Origin of the sequence: Paenibacillus camerounensis (assembly GCF_000723885.1) — a bacterium.
Classification (GTDB): Bacteria; Bacillota; Bacilli; order Paenibacillales; family Paenibacillaceae; genus Paenibacillus_AQ; species Paenibacillus_AQ camerounensis.
In genome coordinates this window covers 42,735-59,575 of the sequence record NZ_CCDG010000044.1, presented here as the reverse complement: position 1 = coordinate 59,575, position 16,841 = coordinate 42,735, and the positions used below count along the sequence as shown (strand labels likewise).

General features: G+C 53.8%; 15 protein-coding genes. 9 read left to right on the top strand and 6 right to left on the bottom strand.

From position 1 onward, the window contains the following. Nucleotides 1-67: 67 nt before the first annotated feature. Nucleotides 68-919, bottom strand: a complete 852-nt coding sequence (comER, locus tag BN3772_RS17225) for a late competence protein ComER (RefSeq protein WP_042179556.1) — start codon at nt 917-919, stop codon at nt 68-70. A 437-nt stretch (nt 920-1,356) separates the two neighbouring features. Between comER and BN3772_RS17220 the strand changes: the two genes are divergently transcribed. From BN3772_RS17220 to BN3772_RS17195, 6 genes are all read left to right on the top strand, one after another. After that, nucleotides 1,357-2,004 (top strand): ComEA family DNA-binding protein, encoded by a 648-nt coding sequence (locus BN3772_RS17220; RefSeq protein ID WP_042200982.1) that lies wholly within the window; start codon nt 1,357-1,359, stop codon nt 2,002-2,004. Between the two features lie 198 nt (nt 2,005-2,202). Next, nucleotides 2,203-2,808: a TetR/AcrR family transcriptional regulator gene (locus BN3772_RS17215; protein WP_042200981.1), complete on the top strand. Its 606-nt coding sequence runs from the start codon at nt 2,203-2,205 to the stop codon at nt 2,806-2,808. Beyond that, the gene (locus BN3772_RS17210; protein ID WP_042200980.1) at nt 2,789-3,292 is read left to right on the top strand and encodes a flavoprotein; all 504 of its coding nucleotides are present in this window, start codon (nt 2,789-2,791) and stop codon (nt 3,290-3,292) included. The genes BN3772_RS17215 and BN3772_RS17210 overlap by 20 nt, the downstream gene beginning before the upstream one ends. Continuing rightward, on the top strand, nt 3,292-3,948 hold the full coding sequence (locus BN3772_RS17205) for a flavodoxin family protein (RefSeq protein WP_042200979.1): 657 nt from the start codon (nt 3,292-3,294) through the stop codon (nt 3,946-3,948). The genes BN3772_RS17210 and BN3772_RS17205 overlap by 1 nt, the downstream gene beginning before the upstream one ends. Nucleotides 3,949-4,030: 82 nt before the next feature. After that, entirely contained in the window at nt 4,031-4,549 is a 519-nt protein-coding gene (locus BN3772_RS17200) for a deoxycytidylate deaminase (protein WP_042179548.1), read from the top strand. Nucleotides 4,550-4,672: 123 nt separating this feature from the next. Next, nucleotides 4,673-7,369 (top strand): ComEC/Rec2 family competence protein, encoded by a 2,697-nt coding sequence (locus BN3772_RS17195; protein ID WP_042200978.1) that lies wholly within the window; start codon nt 4,673-4,675, stop codon nt 7,367-7,369. Here BN3772_RS17195 and BN3772_RS31325 read toward each other — a convergent pair. The 4 genes from BN3772_RS31325 to BN3772_RS17175 all read right to left on the bottom strand — a co-directional run bounded on the left by BN3772_RS31325 (nt 7,335) and on the right by BN3772_RS17175 (nt 12,125). Continuing rightward, nucleotides 7,335-7,508 carry a hypothetical protein gene (locus tag BN3772_RS31325; RefSeq protein WP_244444770.1) on the bottom strand — a complete coding sequence of 58 codons (174 nt, stop codon included), beginning with the start codon at nt 7,506-7,508 and terminating at the stop codon, nt 7,335-7,337. The genes BN3772_RS17195 and BN3772_RS31325 overlap by 35 nt on opposite strands. 92 nt (nt 7,509-7,600) lie before the next feature. Further along, entirely contained in the window at nt 7,601-9,406 is a 1,806-nt protein-coding gene (locus tag BN3772_RS17185; RefSeq protein WP_052380555.1) for an ABC transporter ATP-binding protein, read from the bottom strand. Then, nucleotides 9,348-11,099: an ABC transporter ATP-binding protein gene (locus BN3772_RS17180; protein WP_042200975.1), complete on the bottom strand. Its 1,752-nt coding sequence runs from the start codon at nt 11,097-11,099 to the stop codon at nt 9,348-9,350. The genes BN3772_RS17185 and BN3772_RS17180 overlap by 59 nt, the downstream gene beginning before the upstream one ends. Nucleotides 11,100-11,135: 36 nt before the next feature. Then, nucleotides 11,136-12,125, bottom strand: a complete 990-nt coding sequence (locus BN3772_RS17175) for a LacI family DNA-binding transcriptional regulator (RefSeq protein ID WP_042200973.1) — start codon at nt 12,123-12,125, stop codon at nt 11,136-11,138. A 213-nt stretch (nt 12,126-12,338) separates the two neighbouring features. Between BN3772_RS17175 and BN3772_RS17170 the strand changes: the two genes are divergently transcribed. From BN3772_RS17170 to BN3772_RS17160, 3 genes are all read left to right on the top strand, one after another. Next, nucleotides 12,339-12,899, top strand: coding sequence for an RNA polymerase sigma factor (locus BN3772_RS17170; protein ID WP_341872577.1), 561 nt, complete (start codon nt 12,339-12,341; stop codon nt 12,897-12,899). Further along, entirely contained in the window at nt 12,896-14,080 is a 1,185-nt protein-coding gene (locus BN3772_RS17165; protein WP_042200971.1) for a hypothetical protein, read from the top strand. Before BN3772_RS17170 ends, BN3772_RS17165 begins: the two co-directional genes overlap by 4 nt. A gap of 90 nt (nt 14,081-14,170) precedes the next feature. Then, on the top strand, nt 14,171-15,187 hold the full coding sequence (locus BN3772_RS17160; protein ID WP_042179536.1) for a LacI family DNA-binding transcriptional regulator: 1,017 nt from the start codon (nt 14,171-14,173) through the stop codon (nt 15,185-15,187). Between the two features lie 480 nt (nt 15,188-15,667). On the opposite strand, the gene BN3772_RS17155 is transcribed toward BN3772_RS17160, so the two are convergent. Further along, nucleotides 15,668-16,621, bottom strand: a complete 954-nt coding sequence (locus BN3772_RS17155; RefSeq protein ID WP_042200970.1) for a sugar kinase — start codon at nt 16,619-16,621, stop codon at nt 15,668-15,670. Nucleotides 16,622-16,841 lie beyond the last annotated feature (220 nt).

The window sequence follows — 16,841 nt, the reverse complement described above, 5'->3', positions numbered from 1 at the left end:
TACCCGCAGCTACGGAGCAATCCGTGCTGCGGGTTTTTGTCTACTATTTCCGCTTACCGCAATAAGTTTACCGGTCCAGCGGGCCCTGGGTAATCCCGCTGCGGCCGAACAGATCATCCAGCCGGAGGACATCCTCATCGTACTTGTCATGTGTGGTTGTAATAAGCCGCTCGAACACACCTTCAAGGCTGATTCGCAGATGGTTCAGCGCTTCTGCTGTAATGCCGCCGCGGACGGCGACCCGCTCCTGCAGCTCCTGGGGAGTGAACGAGCCTTCTGTCAGCAGCCTGCCGGTGCCGAGCAGCATTTCACCGGCCAGCCGGCTGACCAGTGCCTCGTCAATGCCGGTTGCTTCAACAGCAGCTTCAATCCACCGTTCCAAAAAGTAGCTTAGAAACGCCGGACCGCAGCTGGAGAAATCAGAGGCAATCCGGGTATGGCTCTCAGGGATTTCCGCGGGCACGCTAATGCAAGAGAACAGCCGGAGCAGGGACAGCCTGTCTTTTTTATTTAATCTGCTTCCGAAGATGCAAAGAGAAGTCCCGCTCTTGACGGAATGGGTGATGCTGGGAATAATCTTGGCAATTTTGGACGGCAGCACGGATTCCAGATGATGAAGCTGGACGGGGCTTGTAATAGAGACGATAATCTGCTCTCTGCGCAGACTGGGGGCGATTTCTTCAGCAAGCATTTTGAACTGCAGGGGTTTCACGCATAAAAAGACGATATCGCTGCCCGCTGCGGTCTCTGTATTGCTTTCACATATGCTGATTCCGGGATGAAGCTTCTGAAGTTCCAGCAGCTTGCCGGGGCTGCGGTTGCTGGCCAGCACATCGCAGGGATCAAGTGCTCCCGAACGAAGAAAGGTGTCGATGAGCAGACCGCCCATGCTGCCTGTTCCGATAAATCCCACTTTCATTCTGTGGTAACCTCCTTTCTTTTGATGCTGGGCTTACAGGAATACTCTTCGTTAAATGTATGCGTGCGAGTCTTGGACAAATGACAGGTTTGCAACAAGTTATTGAATAATATTCCAGATGGTTGAAGCTGATATGACCTTGCACGGAACGTATAGGCTGAATTGGACATGCGGCTCCGAGTATTAGTTAGATTTCCTCCCCCTAATCTGATCAAACGTTAATGTTTCCGATAATTAACTGGAAAACCTCCAGCTATATTGAAACGATATACCTCTCTGAGGGAGAATCCGGATATATAATTGGACTTTTTCCCGCTAATGCTTCCCTTGGCGATTATAAGCAAGAATTAGGTGGAGAAATTCCATTTAGCCAGGTGAATGCATGCTGAGCAAAAGAGCTGCAGCTATATTCAGATTTAATTGAAGGAGGGCTTTGGATGAGTAGAAGAATGATTGGCTGTGTAATTGCTGCGGTGCTGCTGGGCGGCGGATTAGTCTGGGCTGCAGATCACAGGCAGGCTGAAGGCATAGCCGGCTGGGAAACGCTGAATGCCGGAATGGCGCAGGCACTGGGTGTGGAGAATGGAACCGCCGGCACGGCTTCTGCAGGGAGGGCGAATGAGACCACGGCCGGACCGGTAGCAGCGGGAGCTGGCGGAGTGGCTGGAGCTGCGGCAGCAGACGGGGCAGCAAGCGGTGGTGGTGAAGCTGGAGCTGCGGCAGCAGACGGGGCAGCGGGAGATGATGGAGTGGCTGGAGCTGCGGCAGCAGACGGGGCAGCGGGAGATGATGGAGTGGCTGGAGCTGCGGCGGCAGGAGGGGCAACAAGCGGCGGTGGTGTAACCGGAGCTGCGGCAGCTGGCGGGACAGCGAATAGCGCTGTAGCCGCTGACGGCAGAATTAATGTGAATACAGCTGCTGCTGCTGCGCTGATGGACTTGCCCGGTGTCGGGGAGAAGAAGGCACAGGCGATCATCGATTACCGGAACAGCAAGGGGGCTTTTCGCAGCTTAGCTGACCTGGGCAAGGTGAAGGGAATCGGTCCGAAGATGCTGGAGAAGCTGGAGGCGCTGGTTGTTTTTTAAACGATTAGAAAGTATACAGACCGACTTATACGGACCTGATGTTTCTTGCAGATGGGGTGCCGGCCTCCCAGCAGAACAGCGGAGCCATACTGCGTATCCTCTGGAATGGGTGGGATATAATGGTAAAATTAATCTTGACACTGGCAAGATATAAGAAGTATATTTACAGTGTAAAGTTTAGAAAAAGGAGTTTTACCTGTGAAGCAGAGACCCTATCATCATGGCGATTTAAGAAACACATTGATTGAAACCGGTATTGAGTTAATTAATGAGGAGGGGCTGGGCGGATTTTCCCTGCGCAAGGTTGCAGCTAAATGCGGGGTCAGCCACGCAGCTCCGTATGGTCACTTCAAGGATGTTCAGCAGCTTCTGGCAGCAATGGGGGAGCATGTCACTGCGCAGTTTACAGCCTCTCTGCAAGCTTCAGTCGAAGGGCAGACAGAGCCGTTGTCAGCGATGGAAAAGCTGGGGACAGCCTATATTGCTTTTTTCGGACAGCATCCGGCTTATCTTCCTTTCCTGTTCTTTCAGTCGGGCATCACGATTCAGGTGGACGGAGGAGAAGAGGATGCTCCGGCGTATCCGCCATTTGCGGTGTTCCGGACGACTGGCTGCAGGCTGTTCCGTAGCCTAGGGCTGCCGCCTGAACGGGACGGCCAAATGCTGATGGCCTACTGGTCGCTTGTCCACGGGGTGGCATCCCTGCAGTCCAGCAGCGGCATCCGTTATTCGGGGAATTGGCAGGAGGTATGGCAAGTTATTCTTCAATCAGGAGGAACTGAAGATGAGATTAATCGTTCATGATCTGGCGGAACCGGAGTATGATGCATGGCTTAGCGGGTTCTGCAGAGAAACCGATGAAGTAATCGGATTAGAGGGGGACATCCGTCATTGTGTAGGCTGCTTCGGCTGCTGGGTCCGCACTCCGGGCACCTGTGTGCTGAAGGATTCTTATAAGCATATGGGCGAACGGCTCGCCGCCTGTGAAGAGTTTGTCTTAATCAGCCGTAACGTGTACGGGGGCTACAGCCCGTTTGTCAGCAATGTTTTGAACCGAACACTGCCGTATGTTCTGCCCTATTTCACGACCAAAAACGGAGAAACCCATCATCAGCAGCGGTATGAGCGCCAGATCAGATTTACGGTTCATTTTTACGGGGAAGGGATGACCGGGGCAGAGCGCGAAACGGCACAGTCACTGGTAGGGGCCAATGCGCTTAATCTGGATGCATCCGGCTACACCGTTGCTTTTCACGACACGCTTGTCAGCCTGAAGGAGGTACAGTGATGAGAATTGCACTGGTTAACGGGAGTCCCAAGGGCGGGGCGAGCAACTCCGGCATTCTGCTGGAAAAGCTGAAGCCGCTCATTGCTGAAGGCAATGAGCTTAGTGTGTACCGGGTTAATGTAAAACCGCTGAAGCCTGAGCAATACGGTGAGCTGAATGAAGCGGATGTGCTGGTGCTGGCGTTTCCGCTTTATTTTGACGCAATCCCCTCGCATCTGCTGCGGATGCTGGTTGAATTCGAACAGTACCGGCAGTCTAAGCAGGGCAATACGGACCTTATCGTCTATGCATTGATTAATAATGGATTCTATGAAGGGCATCAATGCAAGATTGCTGCCGATATTGTAAGTAACTGGTGCAGCCGCTCAGGCCTCCGCTTCGGGATGGCTGTGGGGCACGGAGCCGGTGAGATGTTCAAATCCTTGAGCCGGGTACCGCTCGGTAAAGGCCCGCTCAAGAATCTCGGCGCTGCCATGCATCAGCTCTCAGCCGCTATTCATGCGCGAAGCAGCGCAGAATCCTTGTTCATCCAGCCCAACTTTCCGCGCATCGCCTGGCGTCTGGCTGCCACCCATTCCTTCTGGCATGCTCAGGCGAAGAAGAACGGATTGCGGCCGAAGGAGCTGAGAAGACAGGCTTTTCAGCAGAGCAGGTAAGAAGCCCGCTTTATCATATTGAAACAGTGCCACAGTGTGTTACAATAGTGAACAACTAAGAAGAGAAAGTGGAGAAACACTGATGACTGTGGCCTACCGCAAAAACTGGGATACCTATTTCATGGACATTGCCTGCATGGTCTCCACCCGTTCACGCTGCCCCCGCCGGCATGTCGGTGCTGTGCTGGTGCAGGGCAAGAAGCTGCTGGGAACGGCATATAACGGGGCGCCGATGGGTGTGCCGGATTGCTCCGAAGCCGGGTGTATGGTCTCCGAGCAGTATGAACGGGAGCTTGTCGGCGGCGTGGAAACGATGGTTATGAAGCAGCGCTGCATCCGTACGATTCATGCCGAGCAGAACCTGCTGCTCTTCACCGACCGGAGTGACCGGGAGGGCAGTACCGTGTATGTGACGGATGAGCCGTGCTGGACCTGTGCCAATATGCTGGCCAACAGCGGTATTGTTGAGATTGTCTATCTGCGCCCTTACCGCAAGGATATGAAAAAGGTCGAGGCGATGCTGGGCTCCAAAGGGATTATATTCCGTCAATTGGAGAACTACGAGCCGCCGAAGGAAACGATGATTACGGTATCGGAGTAACCCGAGAGTACCGGATAAGGTAACTGAATAAGGCAAGCAACAGGGGAAGAACCTCTGCTCGCGCATGAATTGCGCAGCGGGGGTTCTTTTTGCTGTCTGCACATTACATAGGGAGGGAAGGAAATGAATAGAAGGCCGCTTTTGGGCTTCACCGTCTGTTGGATTGCCGGCAGTGCGGCAGGCTGCATGTTTTCAGGTTACAGTCTTCTGGCAGGTATATCCGCCTGCCTGCTGCTGCTTGTGATCTGGGCGTTCAGCGGGGGGATCAGCTGGCGGACGGCGGCTGTGTTTGTGCTGGCTCTGGCTGCAGCTGCGCTATATTGGGAGTGGACAGAGGCGCGGAATGTCAGCCTGCTGCCGGCGGCGCTGGGCCGGCCGGAAGCCGGGCTGAACGAGACATATCTAACAGCCGAAGGCGTAATTGTATCCCCGGTGGAGCGGGACGGGGACCGGGTGGATTTTACGCTGAAGCTGGCGCAGATTGAAGGGGAGAAGCTGGGACAAGACGATGGAGAATCGGTTATAGAGCAGGCAGGAGAAGGCAGCGATGCCCAGGGAGATGCTGGCCACGGGGACAATGTAGGCGCTGATCCGGCAGGCGAACTTATCGCTGTGCAAATCAAGCTCCAGGCGGAGAGTGAGATTGCACTGGCGGCACAGTGGCAGCGAGGCGACCGTGTAACCGTTCAGGGGGAACTGGGCCTGCCTGCAATTGCGCGGAATTTTGGCGGATTTGACTATCGTGCGTATCTGCAGACGCAGCAGGTGCACTGGCTGCTGAAAGGGGAAGGCACTGATAGCGTGACGGCTGTAGCCCCCGTGTCATGGGAGCTCTCCAGCATTTTACGCTGGAATGATGCCGGGCGGGCTGCGCTTGGTGCTGAAATGGACCGCTTGTTTCAGGAGCCGCATGCCGGATATATGAAGGGGCTTGTAATCGGTATACAGGATGATCTCGATCCCGAGACGTTTAAGCAGTTCTCACAGCTGGGGCTGACGCATATTCTGGCCATTTCCGGTATGCATGTTGCTGTGTATGTGGGAGTGATTCTGTTTCTGCTGCGGCGCCTGCGTGTTACAAGGGAAACCGCGCTAACGGTCACCCTGCTCCTGGTTCCGGTATATGTACTGCTGTCAGGTGCGGGGCCGTCCATTGTGCGAGCAGGAATCATGAGTATGATTGCCCTGCTCGCTGCAAGGCTCGGCCTGCTTAAGGACGGAATGAATATTCTGGCTGCATCGGCACTGATGATGCTGGTCTGGAATCCGTATATGCTGCTCAGCGTCAGCTTCCAGCTGTCATTTCTGGTTACGGCCGGGCTTATGATCTACACGCCGCTAGCAACGCCGTTATTCAGCAGGCTGCCCAAATGGCTAGGCAGTTCTGTAACAGTAACACTGATTGCGCAGCTGGTGTCTTTTCCGCTTACGGTGTATTACTTCAACCAGTTCTCGCTGCTCTCCTTTATCGCTAATCTGCTGCTTGTGCCCTTTATTACTTTTCTAGTGCTGCCGCTTGGAACGCTGGCCCTGCTGCTTGGCCGGATCTGGAATACTGCGGCGGTTACGGTTGCGGGAGCTGCGGAGCTGCTAAACAATTGGACGTTTGGGGCAGTGGAATGGGTGAACGGATTTACGGCAGGTGTGCTGATCTGGGCCTCACCGTCCCTGCTATGGATATGTGTCTATTACGCGCTGCTCTACGGCCTGCTGTATGTGCTGAAGCAGCGGAGAGAGGCGCGGTTTGCCCCGCAATTTATGGAGGACGAGACCAAACCCCTGGCGGAGCTGGAGCAGCCGGGAGCAGAGGGAATCCGCGATGCCTCTGCGCATCCGTCTCATGCCGGAGTCCAATCCGGGCTGCGCGGCAGCCGTTACACAGCCATGCTGTGCGCAGCTGCACTGGCTCTGCTGCTGTATAAGGGCTATTACGCAGAAAAGCTGACCGGTGCCGGAGCCATAAGCTATCTGGATGTGGGCCAGGGTGACAGTATCCTGATTACTACACCGCAAGGGGCTCACATCCTGGTCGACGGCGGCGGAACGGTAAGCTTCGGGAACAAGGAAGAGTGGCGTATCCGCCGCAGCCCGTTCGAGGTAGGAGCCAAGACGCTGTTGCCCTTACTGAAGCAAAGGGGGATACACCGGCTGGACGCCGTAATCCTGACCCACGGTGACCAGGATCATGCGGGCGGGCTGCAGGCCGTACTGGAGGGAATCCCGGTGTCGGCGCTGCTGTTCAACGGAACCTTGGCAGATACGGAGCCTTACAGCAAGCTGATGAGCACGGCCCTTGCCAAGGGCGTCCGGCTGTACGCTGTGCAGCAGGGAATGGTGCTGGCTCCGGATAAGGCGGCGCAGCTGCATTTTCTCCGGCCCGAGCCTGAGAACTTGGCTGCAGCGCAGCCGCTGGTTCCGGTAGTGAAAGAGCAGAACCATGAGTCAGTCGTGTTCCGGCTGGAGATGAACGGCCGCAGCTTTCTTTTCACGGGAGATATGGATGAAGAGGCAGAGGAAAAGATTATTCATGCTGCGCAGCAGGCCGGTATCCGGTCCGCCGGACCGGTTGACGTGCTGAAAGTCGCCCACCACGGCAGTAAAACCTCGACAGGTGCAGCCTGGCTGGAGTTCTGGAAGCCTGCTACCGCAGTAATCTCTGCCGGAGTCAACAATCTGTACGGGCATCCTAATGCCGGTGTGCTGGAGCGGCTGGAGGAAGCGGGGGCAGAGATATTCCGGACGGATCTGCACGGGGAGGTGCAGTTTAGGGTGGAGGAGGATGGAATTAAGGTGCGGCATAAGCTGATCGCTGGGGAGTGACGGACAAAAAGAAGATAAAAATAGAGCGGCGGGAAATGTCATGGATAGGAACACTGTCCAGCGCCATATCGAGCGAAGCGGCCTTTAACATCTTGATGCCCTGTGTAAGCGACAGCAGGTCGGCTACCTTTTGAAGCACACCCGGCATAACCTCATAAGGTAAGGTAGATACGTATTCATGAATCCGGGCTCCCCTCCCCCTGAACCTTATCATTCCTTCATAAGTCTGGCCTACCCTGTTTTTATCACATGCGCCTTGCTCTCCCTCAGCAGCCGGGCATAATAGCCCTCCTGCTCCAGCAGCCTGCGGGGCGGGCCGGACTCGGCAACCCGCCCGTTCTTCATCGCGATGATCAGGTCGGCTCCGGCGATGGTGGACAGCCGGTGGGCGATGATTAGCGTGGTGCGCTCGCGGGCCACATTGTCGATGGCCTGCTGAATCAGCTTTTCCGTGCGGGTATCGATGTTCGCGGTAGCCTCATCCAGCACGAAGATCGCCGGATCATGGGCAATCGCCCGGGCGAAGGAGATCAGCTGCCGCTGACCGGCAGACAGTGTCCCGCCCCGCTCGGTAACCGGCTCGTTGATGCCGCCGGGGTAATCCTGCACGAACTCAATGGCGCAGGAGGCCTGCAGCGCATGCTGCACAGTCTCTTCCGCAATCTCATCCCCCAGCGTAATATTATCGCGGATCGTGCCGGAGAACAGGAAAACATCCTGCAGCACGACAGAAATGTTCCGCCGCAGATCATCCAGCCGAATGTCGTTCACATTGACGCCGTCGATAAGGATTTCTCCCTTTTGCACCTGGTAAAAGCCGTTGATCAGACTGATAATGGTCGTTTTGCCCGCGCCGGTCTCGCCGATGAATGCCGCGGTCTGCCCTTTGCGGATCACAAAGCTCACGTCCTTCAGCACCCAGTCGGTATCCTTGTAGGCAAACCAGACATGGCGGAACTCAATCGTGCCGTTCAGCCGCTCTACAGCAACTCCGCTCTCCGGCTGCTCCAGCCGTTTCTCCTCACGCAGTAGTTCATCAATGCGCTCCGTAGACACCAGTGCCGATTGAATGGAGGTATATTTGTCCGCCAGATCAGAGACCGGGGCAAAAAACTGCCGGATATAGGTTGTGAATGCATACAGCACACCGATCTGCAGCACGCCGCCGGAGATTTGGCCGACACTGAACCAGACAAGAATGGCAATCGCCAGACTCTGGAACATATCCGATGCCGGCTTCAGGATGCTGTTGAGCCGCACCTGGATCAGGGTGGTCCGGAAGTAATCCCCGTTCAGCTTCAGGAACTGCTCCTCTTTTTCTTTTTCCGCGCGGAAGATCTGGATAACCCGCATCCCTGCAACACTTTCGGCAATAAAACCGTTAATCTGGCCGATGTAATGCTTCATATGGAAGAAGTTCTTTTTGATTTTGTTTTTGATGAACAGGACCAGGAACACGATCACGGGAATAACGGTAAAAGAAACCAGCGTAAGCTGCGGGCTGAGCATCAGCATGGCGTATATAATGCCGATCAGCAGCAGGACATCCTTGACCAGTGAAATGATGACATCGGTATACAGGTCGCTGACCTCAGCGGTATCATTCGTCGCCCGGGTAATGAGCCGTCCTGACGAGGTCCGGTCCAGAAAGGACAGCGGCAGCCGCTCGATAATCCCGAACACCCTGACCCGCAGATCATGGATCAGGCTCTGTCCGGCTTTGGCGACAATCAGCGCCTGCAGGTAAGCAAACCCGGAGCCCGCCGCCGACACCAGCAGATACAGCAGGGCCAGGCCAAGAATAGAGTCAAGACCATGCTCTGCCGCACCGCCGATCAGAAAATGGTCAATGACCCGCTGCAGCAGCAGCGGCTGGACCAGAAAAGCGGCATTGACAATAATGACGCAGACACAGGCCAGGAGGAGCTGGAATGTATAAGGGGCGGATAGCCGCAGCAGCAGCTTAGCTGCGCCTGATTCAGCCTTTTTGGGACGAGGATTGATCTCCTTCTTCATGCTGTTCGGTGTAGATATCAAAGTACAGGCCTCCTTTCGTAAGCAGCTGTTCATGCGTCCCGCGTTCGGCGATAATCCCTTTGTCGAGCACGATAATCTCATCGGCTTCCATAATGGAGGAGATGCGGTGCGAGATTAGTATATTGGTTTTGCCTGCCCGGATCTGCCGCAGATTCGCCAGAATTTGCCCTTCCGTCACGCTATCCACTGCCGACAGCGCATCATCGAGAATCAGAATGGCCGGATCACTGACCAGGGCGCGGGCGATGGCCAGCCGCTGCTTTTGTCCGCCGGACAGATTGACGCCGCGTTCCCCGAGCATCGTATCATAGCCGTCCGGTAAGCCATTGATGCTGTCCGCAATCAGTGCGGATTCCGCCGCCTGCCGGACCTGAGCATCACTATAGCTATCCTTGAAAAAGGCGATGTTATCTTTAACGGTAGCGGCAAAAACAAAGCTGTCCTGCGGCACATAGCCCATTCCTCCGCGTAGCGCCTCAACCCTGTAATCATTGATATCCCTGCCGTCCAGGCTGATCTGCCCGGGCTCCACATTATAGAAGCGGAAGAGCAGCGAGGCGAGTGTGCTTTTACCGGAGCCGGTGCGGCCAATAATGCCAAGACTATGTCCCTTAGGGAGGCTGAGCGAGAGGTTGCACAGGGCAGGCGTATCGGAGCCATCGTAACAGAAGGTCAGATTACGAAGCTCCACCGCACCTTCAGGCTGATTCTGGATCGCCAGCGGCGTATCCGTAATGTCAGGCTGCACCCGCAGCACCTCATACAATCTGCCCAGCGAGGCTATGCCGCGCTGAATGGTAGTAACGATTTTGCCGATGGATACGATAGGGCTGATGATCAGGCTCAAATACCCGTTAAAAGCGACGAAATCCCCGACACTGATAACTCCGCGCATGACCAGACGGCTGCCGTACACCAGATTAATAACAAAACAGACCGCAAAACCGAATTCGATCATCGCCGGCAGCGCAGCAGAGACACGGATCAGATCCAGATTGGCCTGTTTCATCTTGCTGCTCAGCCCGCTGAAGCGCTCCATTTCCGAACGCTCCTGCACATAGGCTTTGATAACACGGATACCGGAGATATTCTCCTGGACCTTACCGGACACGGCGCCGAACTGCTGCTGGACCACTCTGAACCGGGTCTGCACCTTACGGCTGCTGAACAGCATGATTACAATGATAAAAGGCAAAGGGGCAAGTGTGGCCAGCGTAAGACGGGGATCAACCGTAGCGAACATGAAGTAAATGGAGGAGCAGCAGATCACAATGCCGTTGAACGACATCGCCGTAGCCGGACCGAACGTCATCCGTACCGCGGATATATCATTGATGGCATAAGCGATCAGATCGCCTGTCTTGCGGCTGTTATAAAAAGAGGGAGAGAGCTTAAGATAATGCCGGACCAGTTCTTCACGCAGGTAACATTCGAGGTTGCGCGCGCTTTTGATAATGATATTTCTCCATAAAAAAGTGCAGGTGAACACACCGGCGGCAATCAGCACCATCCACAGCACCTGAAGCTGCACCTGCCGGGTGTCAAAGCCGCTGACCTTCATCAGATCAACCGCACGGCCCAGCACTTTAGGAAAAAGCGTCTGAATGAAGGAGGCGGCGAACATAAAAGAAAATCCGATCAGATAATCAGCCTTACGCGCTTTGAAAAAACGCAGCAATATAGAGGATTGCATTTAACATCCCACCTTTTGAAAATACACCTGTCTATATCAGATGCTCCTTACGGATTCTCTTTCCACAAAAGTGCTAAGCACAGCAATATTCTCCGCAGGCTTCTGCGGGTCGACAATCCGGCTGAGCAGTGTGGCTACCACTCTCTGGCAGGAGTAACCGATATTCAGATCCATTGTAGTAAGCGGAGGGGTTGAAAGAGCGGATATCTCCGTGTTGCCGCTGCTGAGAATGGATACGTCCTCCGGTACCTTAATCCCGCGCTCCTGCAGCAGACGGATCAGCTCTATAGCCGCGAAGTCATGCTCACAGATAAAAGCGGTCGGAAGCCCGCCCCCGGCAATCAGCGGCGACAGCCTGCTCCCAAGTGCATCATCACGCTCCCAAAAAACCGCCCCGTCAGCCGGCAGGCCATGCTCCTCCAGTGCGGAGGTGATGCCTGTTTTCTTTTCCTTGTTGCGGTAGGCGCTAAGATTTCCTACAAAGCCGATACTGCGGTGCCCGCGGCCGATCAGATACTGGCACTGCTTATAGCCGGCATGGAGGAAGCTGAACCACACACTGTCGAAATCATAGGCCGGTGAGTACCCCACATACAGAATCAGCGCCGGAATCTGCTTATGGATAAAGGATATATAATCGCTGTTAAATCTGCCGATAAAAATAACCCCGTCGAACTTATAGCCTTTACTTAAACGGTAGGGCAAGGCCAGTCTGTTCTGGTGCTCCTTATCGACAAATTCAATACTGTAATCCGTGTCAGCCTGCTGCAGCGCCTTCTCAATGCCTTGAACCTTATAGCTGAAGTTGCTGTTGTCATGCTGATAGGGCTTCTGGTGCAGGACCAGGATTTTCGGAGGAGCGGCTTTGCGGGGCCGGATGTAGCCCATTTCCGCTGCTTTTTCTACAATCTTGGCCTTCATTTCCCCGCTGATGCCGCCCTGATCCGCCAGTGCTCTGCTGACTGACACCGGAGAGAGCCCGAGTGCTTCCGCGATCTGGGTCAGTGTTACCTTTTTGCTTTTCATAAGAATCCCCCGTTGTTGCTGTACAACACAGCAGCTTATGCCTGAATACTGTTATTATATTCCTGTATTACACAGGATACAACGCAATAAAACGATAAAAAGAACGTTAAGAATGATTTATTTTAAGTTAAAACACATACTTTTTTGCGTACAAGAGTTAACTATAAAAAGATTTGAAGATCGAGGGAACCGAATGCAGTCTGGAGAGTCTTATTGGCCAAAGAGGTGAGGGAGAAGATGCACAGTGAAGAATTGCCTTATGCCGTGGCTTATGCGCCGTCCATGACGCTGCGGGAAATGATGGAGACTTACGGGCGGGATGTGTGGAATTATGCGTATTTTCTGACCGGCAGCCGGGAGCAGGCGAATGACATCAGCCAGGAGGTGTTCCTGAAGGCGCACCGCAATATCGCCAATTACCGGGGCAGTGCCACCCTGAAAACCTGGCTGCTGACGATTACCCGCAATACTGCATTCAGCTGGAGACGAAACAGCTTCTGGCACCGCTTCATTCCGCTGGGGAAGAATCACTCTCCCGGACAAGCGGGGTCTGCCGAAAAAGAGGCGCTGAGCAAGCAGTATGTTAACCGCATCTGGGAGCTGATTATGGAGTTGCCGGATAAGCACAGGGAGGTACTGGTGCTGGAGATTCAGCATGGATTGTCCACTGCAGAAATGGCGGCTCTGCTCGGAGTAGCGGAAGGTACTGTGAAATCCCGGCTGTCCCGGGCCAGGGAGAACATGAGAAAAGCGCTGGAGGAGGATGAACGATGAAGCATAGACAGGCGGAAAACGCAGGGAAAGTAGGGACAGAGAAGCCTGAATGGTACCGGGAGGCCGGACGCGGCCCCTTCGCGGAAGACGGGTTCACCCCGCAGCTGATGGCCCGGATCGAGCTTGCCGCTGAGCGCCGTAACGGGGCGGTGAAGGTTATTATGCGCAGGCGCATCGGTATTGCTGGAGTGACAGCAGTCCTGCTGCTTGGTGTGCTGCTGTGGCCGCTGGCGGGCGGCGGGAAAGAAAGCGGTGACGGTCCGCAGGTCATTTGGAACAACAAAAGTGGTGCTGCAGTCCAGCCATCTGTACCGGCTGCTCCTTCTCCTTCTCCTTCACCTGCTGCACAGAGGAGTTCAGGATACTTCAGCAAGGTGAATTTTGAGCTTGGCGGATTAAAGTATGTGATGTCACTGCCAATCGACAGGGACGAAAGATCCGCACAGGCAGTGGAGACTCCGCTGGGGATTGTCTGGTCACCGCCGCCCCCTAAGGCCGATTACCTCAGACCCGGATACACCCGGAATACAGAGCCTTATACTCTATATCTTACTCCTAAGGGGCATACCGAGCTGTCGGTAGAATCCGCCCAAAGACTGTATACCTTTCCGTTGTATGCGGGTGGAGCACAGACTTATTTTGCTCTGGGGTACCTTTTAAGTGCAGGAGATTATTTAGTATTTACCAATGGGACTTATACAGTCGGAGAAGTGAAACAGCAAAGTCCCGGTAAAATGTCTGCACTGGATCTTAGAAAAGCCTCTGCAGGAGAAGTGACTGTTCCGTTTGATCTCTTTACAAACGACTCTACTGCCTATAGTCTTGATCATGCATTTATTGCTGCTGATCCGGAGCGGAATGAGCTGCTGCTGGTTGATTATAAAGAAGACGGAAATGGCGGGTTTATTCAGCACAGCAAGCTATACGATATAACAACCGGGAAGAGTAATGTTCTTCCGGGAACGGTTACTACAGAAAAGAAAAAACGGCCAACCAAAGTACATTACGGTGAACTGTCCATTGATACTGAAGAAGATTATTATGTGGCTCATTATGAGGTTAACGGTGAAAAACGGACGGTGGATATCGGTATGGCCACCGGTGAGCAATGGTTTTACGACTGGTGGTATGACGAACACGGAGAGAAGATCGATGCCTCCACAATAAAGAAAAAACTTTAGTTCATTTCATCTGGATAATTTACTAAAAAAAAGCTATACTTTTGATAATATCAAAGGTATGGCTTTTTTATGCGGAGTGGAGCGGAAGAGATGAAAAAACTGACGATTGAGGATGTGGCCCAGAAGGCGGGAGTCTCGAAGAGCACAGTCTCACAATTTTTGAATAAACGCTTTAAATACATGAGCGAAGCGACCAAAAACCGGATCGCCGACGTAATTGAGGAGCTGAATTATCAGCCGAACGGCCTGGCCCGCAGCCTCAAGCAGAACCGTACGCACATGGTCGGGATCATTGTCGCCAATATCGACTATTCGCTGTCAATCCAGTGTATCCGGGCGATCGAGAATGAGCTGCAGCGCCGCGGCATCCAGGTCATTATCTGCAATGCCGACGAGAACTCGGATAAGGAAAATACGTACGTGGAGACGCTGGTGGCGCGCCAGGTGGACGGGCTGATAATTTTTCCGACAGGTCACCAGTCTGCGGCTTATACGCGGCTGATTGAGGCGGAGTATCCGCTGGTATTCATGGACCGGCTGGTTGAAGGGGTAACGACCCAGAGTCTGCTGCTGGACAATGAAATGGCCGTCAAGACAGCGGTCAAGGAACTGACCCGTAACGGTCATGAGGCTATCGCCATCCTGTCACTGCCGCTCGGGGAGAACGCGATTACCCCGCGCAAGGAACGGATGAGCGGCTATAAGAAGGCGATGGAGGAGGCCGGTCTTCCGCTGAATGAGCGTTATATGTGCAGTGTACCCAGAGAGCAGATCTCAGCTGCGCTGGATGAGCTGTTGAACGGTCCGCAGCCGCCGACGGCGCTGATTGCCGCCAATGACCTTGTGCTGGGCGAGATTCTGAAATATGCGAACCGCCACGCTGTCGCCATTCCCGGCCGCCTGTCTGTTATCGGGATAGATGATGCCGAGTTTGCCCTGATCTACAATCCGGCGATCACAACAATTCGTCAGCCGGCTTACGAGATGGGCATGCAGGCCGCGAAGATCATGTTATCGCTGATCGAGGATCAGGATGCTGCGGTTCCGATCACATACCGCTTTCCGCCTGCGCTTCAGCAGGGGCAGTCTGTACAGCCTCCGGTATAAAGAAGTTAGAGTAAAACGGTTTATTCTCTTAGCGCCTGCTTGGGCATGAATTTGTGAGCTGTACTGCCTGTGCGAAGTTTGTCTTGGACAAGTTTAGAAGACGCTTATGGGGGGAGCACAGCTTCCCTCTTATTTGAGTTTATGTGGATTGCGATTCGGAAGCTTGCTAGATTAGAGCAGCTTGCGCGGGTTATGCGTGGGTTACATGCCTGGAGAACTTTGCGATAGTGCAGATGAGCCGAGTGATTTAGCTGGATTAAAGGGAAAAATCCCACTAACTGAGCTGTAGATGGCCGGTTTGCAGGTGAATAGAGGGGAAAATCCCACTAACGCGGTCCGTCCGGCCACCAGGATACCGCTGCAAAAGCTGCAAGAAAAAAAGAGGAGTGCTCCCGGCGGTTAGCCGAGGGGCACTCCTCTTTTGGGATAGGAATGTTTGTTGTCTATAGCTGATCCTCTGCGAACAGTCGGCAATGACTTTTACACACCGGCGCCCATGAAGCTCTCCAGCTTGCCGCGGGTCGGCAGTCCGTCCATGTCTCCGGGAGACATTACGGCCAGCGCGCCGATTGCATTACCGCGGCGTACAGCTTCAGCTACCGTAAGCTTTTCCAGCATGGCGCTGATTACGCCAACGGCGAAGCCGTCACCTGCACCTACTGTATCGACAACCTCTTCTACCTTGAAGCCGTCCACATAACCTTCTTCTCCGGCAGCGGTTTTGTAGTAAGCGCCTTCAGGGCCCAGCTTGATCACTACGAGCGATACCCCGCGTTCCAGATAGTAGGAAGCAATTTGCTCCGGTGTTTCAAGACCGGTCAAAATTTTGCCTTCACCCAGGCCCGGCAGGAACCAGTCACAGCGGGTGGCGAGATCATTGATGGTAGCTACCATAGTCTCTTTGTCAGGCCACAGGGTCGGGCGCAGGTTCGGATCGAGAGAGACGGTTTTACCGTTCTTTTTCATAAACTCCATAGCATGCAGCGAGAACTCATGACAGGTCTTCGAGAGTGCGGATGAAATGCTGGTTACATGCAGATGGCCGGCGGAGGCAAAATAAGCCTCATCGAAGTCTGCCAGGCTCAGCTTGGACGCGGCGGAGTTTTTGCGGAAATATTCAACCTTAGGGTCTCCGGTCAGCACCTTGGATTTGATCAGCATTCCGGTAGGAGCTTCCTTGGTATAAGTGATGCTGTCTGTATCAATGTTTTCTTTGTTCAAGGCCATCGCAATGAATTGCCCGAAATTGTCTTCGCCCAGCTTGGTAACATATCCTGTTGTGTGTTCGAGGCGGGACAGACCGGTTGCTACATTGCTTTCTGCTCCGGCCAGAGCCTTCGAGAACGAGGTTGCCTCATGCAGCGGTCCTGCCTCATTCGCATAAAACATCGCCATCGGCTCGCCAAAAGTGACGGCGCTCAGTTGTTTGCTCATCTTCATATTCCTCCCCAGGGCAATCCTGAGATTCCCTGTATAATGATTAGTAACTTGAAATTATCACATAAATCGGTTTTGTTCAATAAGCCAACGCTCATTTAGCTGTGTGAATTTTCGGCGTGAAAATGTGACAAAAGAAAAAAACCTTTATTTATAAGGGTTTTTCTTGAATTTAAAGCGGCTATCCTCCTTTTGAATAAAAAACGTATTGACTGTT

Coding starts and splice junctions, on each gene's coding strand:
- BN3772_RS17180 (WP_042200975.1), bottom strand. CDS start 11,099: ATGCAATCCTCTATATTGCTGCGTTTTTTCAAAGCGCGTAAGGCTGAT.
- BN3772_RS17155 (WP_042200970.1), bottom strand. CDS start 16,621: ATGAGCAAACAACTGAGCGCCGTCACTTTTGGCGAGCCGATGGCGATG.
- BN3772_RS17200 (WP_042179548.1), top strand. CDS start 4,031: ATGACTGTGGCCTACCGCAAAAACTGGGATACCTATTTCATGGACATT.
- comER (WP_042179556.1), bottom strand. CDS start 919: ATGAAAGTGGGATTTATCGGAACAGGCAGCATGGGCGGTCTGCTCATC.
- BN3772_RS17220 (WP_042200982.1), top strand. CDS start 1,357: ATGAGTAGAAGAATGATTGGCTGTGTAATTGCTGCGGTGCTGCTGGGC.
- BN3772_RS17195 (WP_042200978.1), top strand. CDS start 4,673: ATGAATAGAAGGCCGCTTTTGGGCTTCACCGTCTGTTGGATTGCCGGC.
- BN3772_RS17210 (WP_042200980.1), top strand. CDS start 2,789: ATGAGATTAATCGTTCATGATCTGGCGGAACCGGAGTATGATGCATGG.
- BN3772_RS17205 (WP_042200979.1), top strand. CDS start 3,292: ATGAGAATTGCACTGGTTAACGGGAGTCCCAAGGGCGGGGCGAGCAAC.
- BN3772_RS17160 (WP_042179536.1), top strand. CDS start 14,171: ATGAAAAAACTGACGATTGAGGATGTGGCCCAGAAGGCGGGAGTCTCG.
- BN3772_RS17175 (WP_042200973.1), bottom strand. CDS start 12,125: ATGAAAAGCAAAAAGGTAACACTGACCCAGATCGCGGAAGCACTCGGG.
- BN3772_RS17165 (WP_042200971.1), top strand. CDS start 12,896: ATGAAGCATAGACAGGCGGAAAACGCAGGGAAAGTAGGGACAGAGAAG.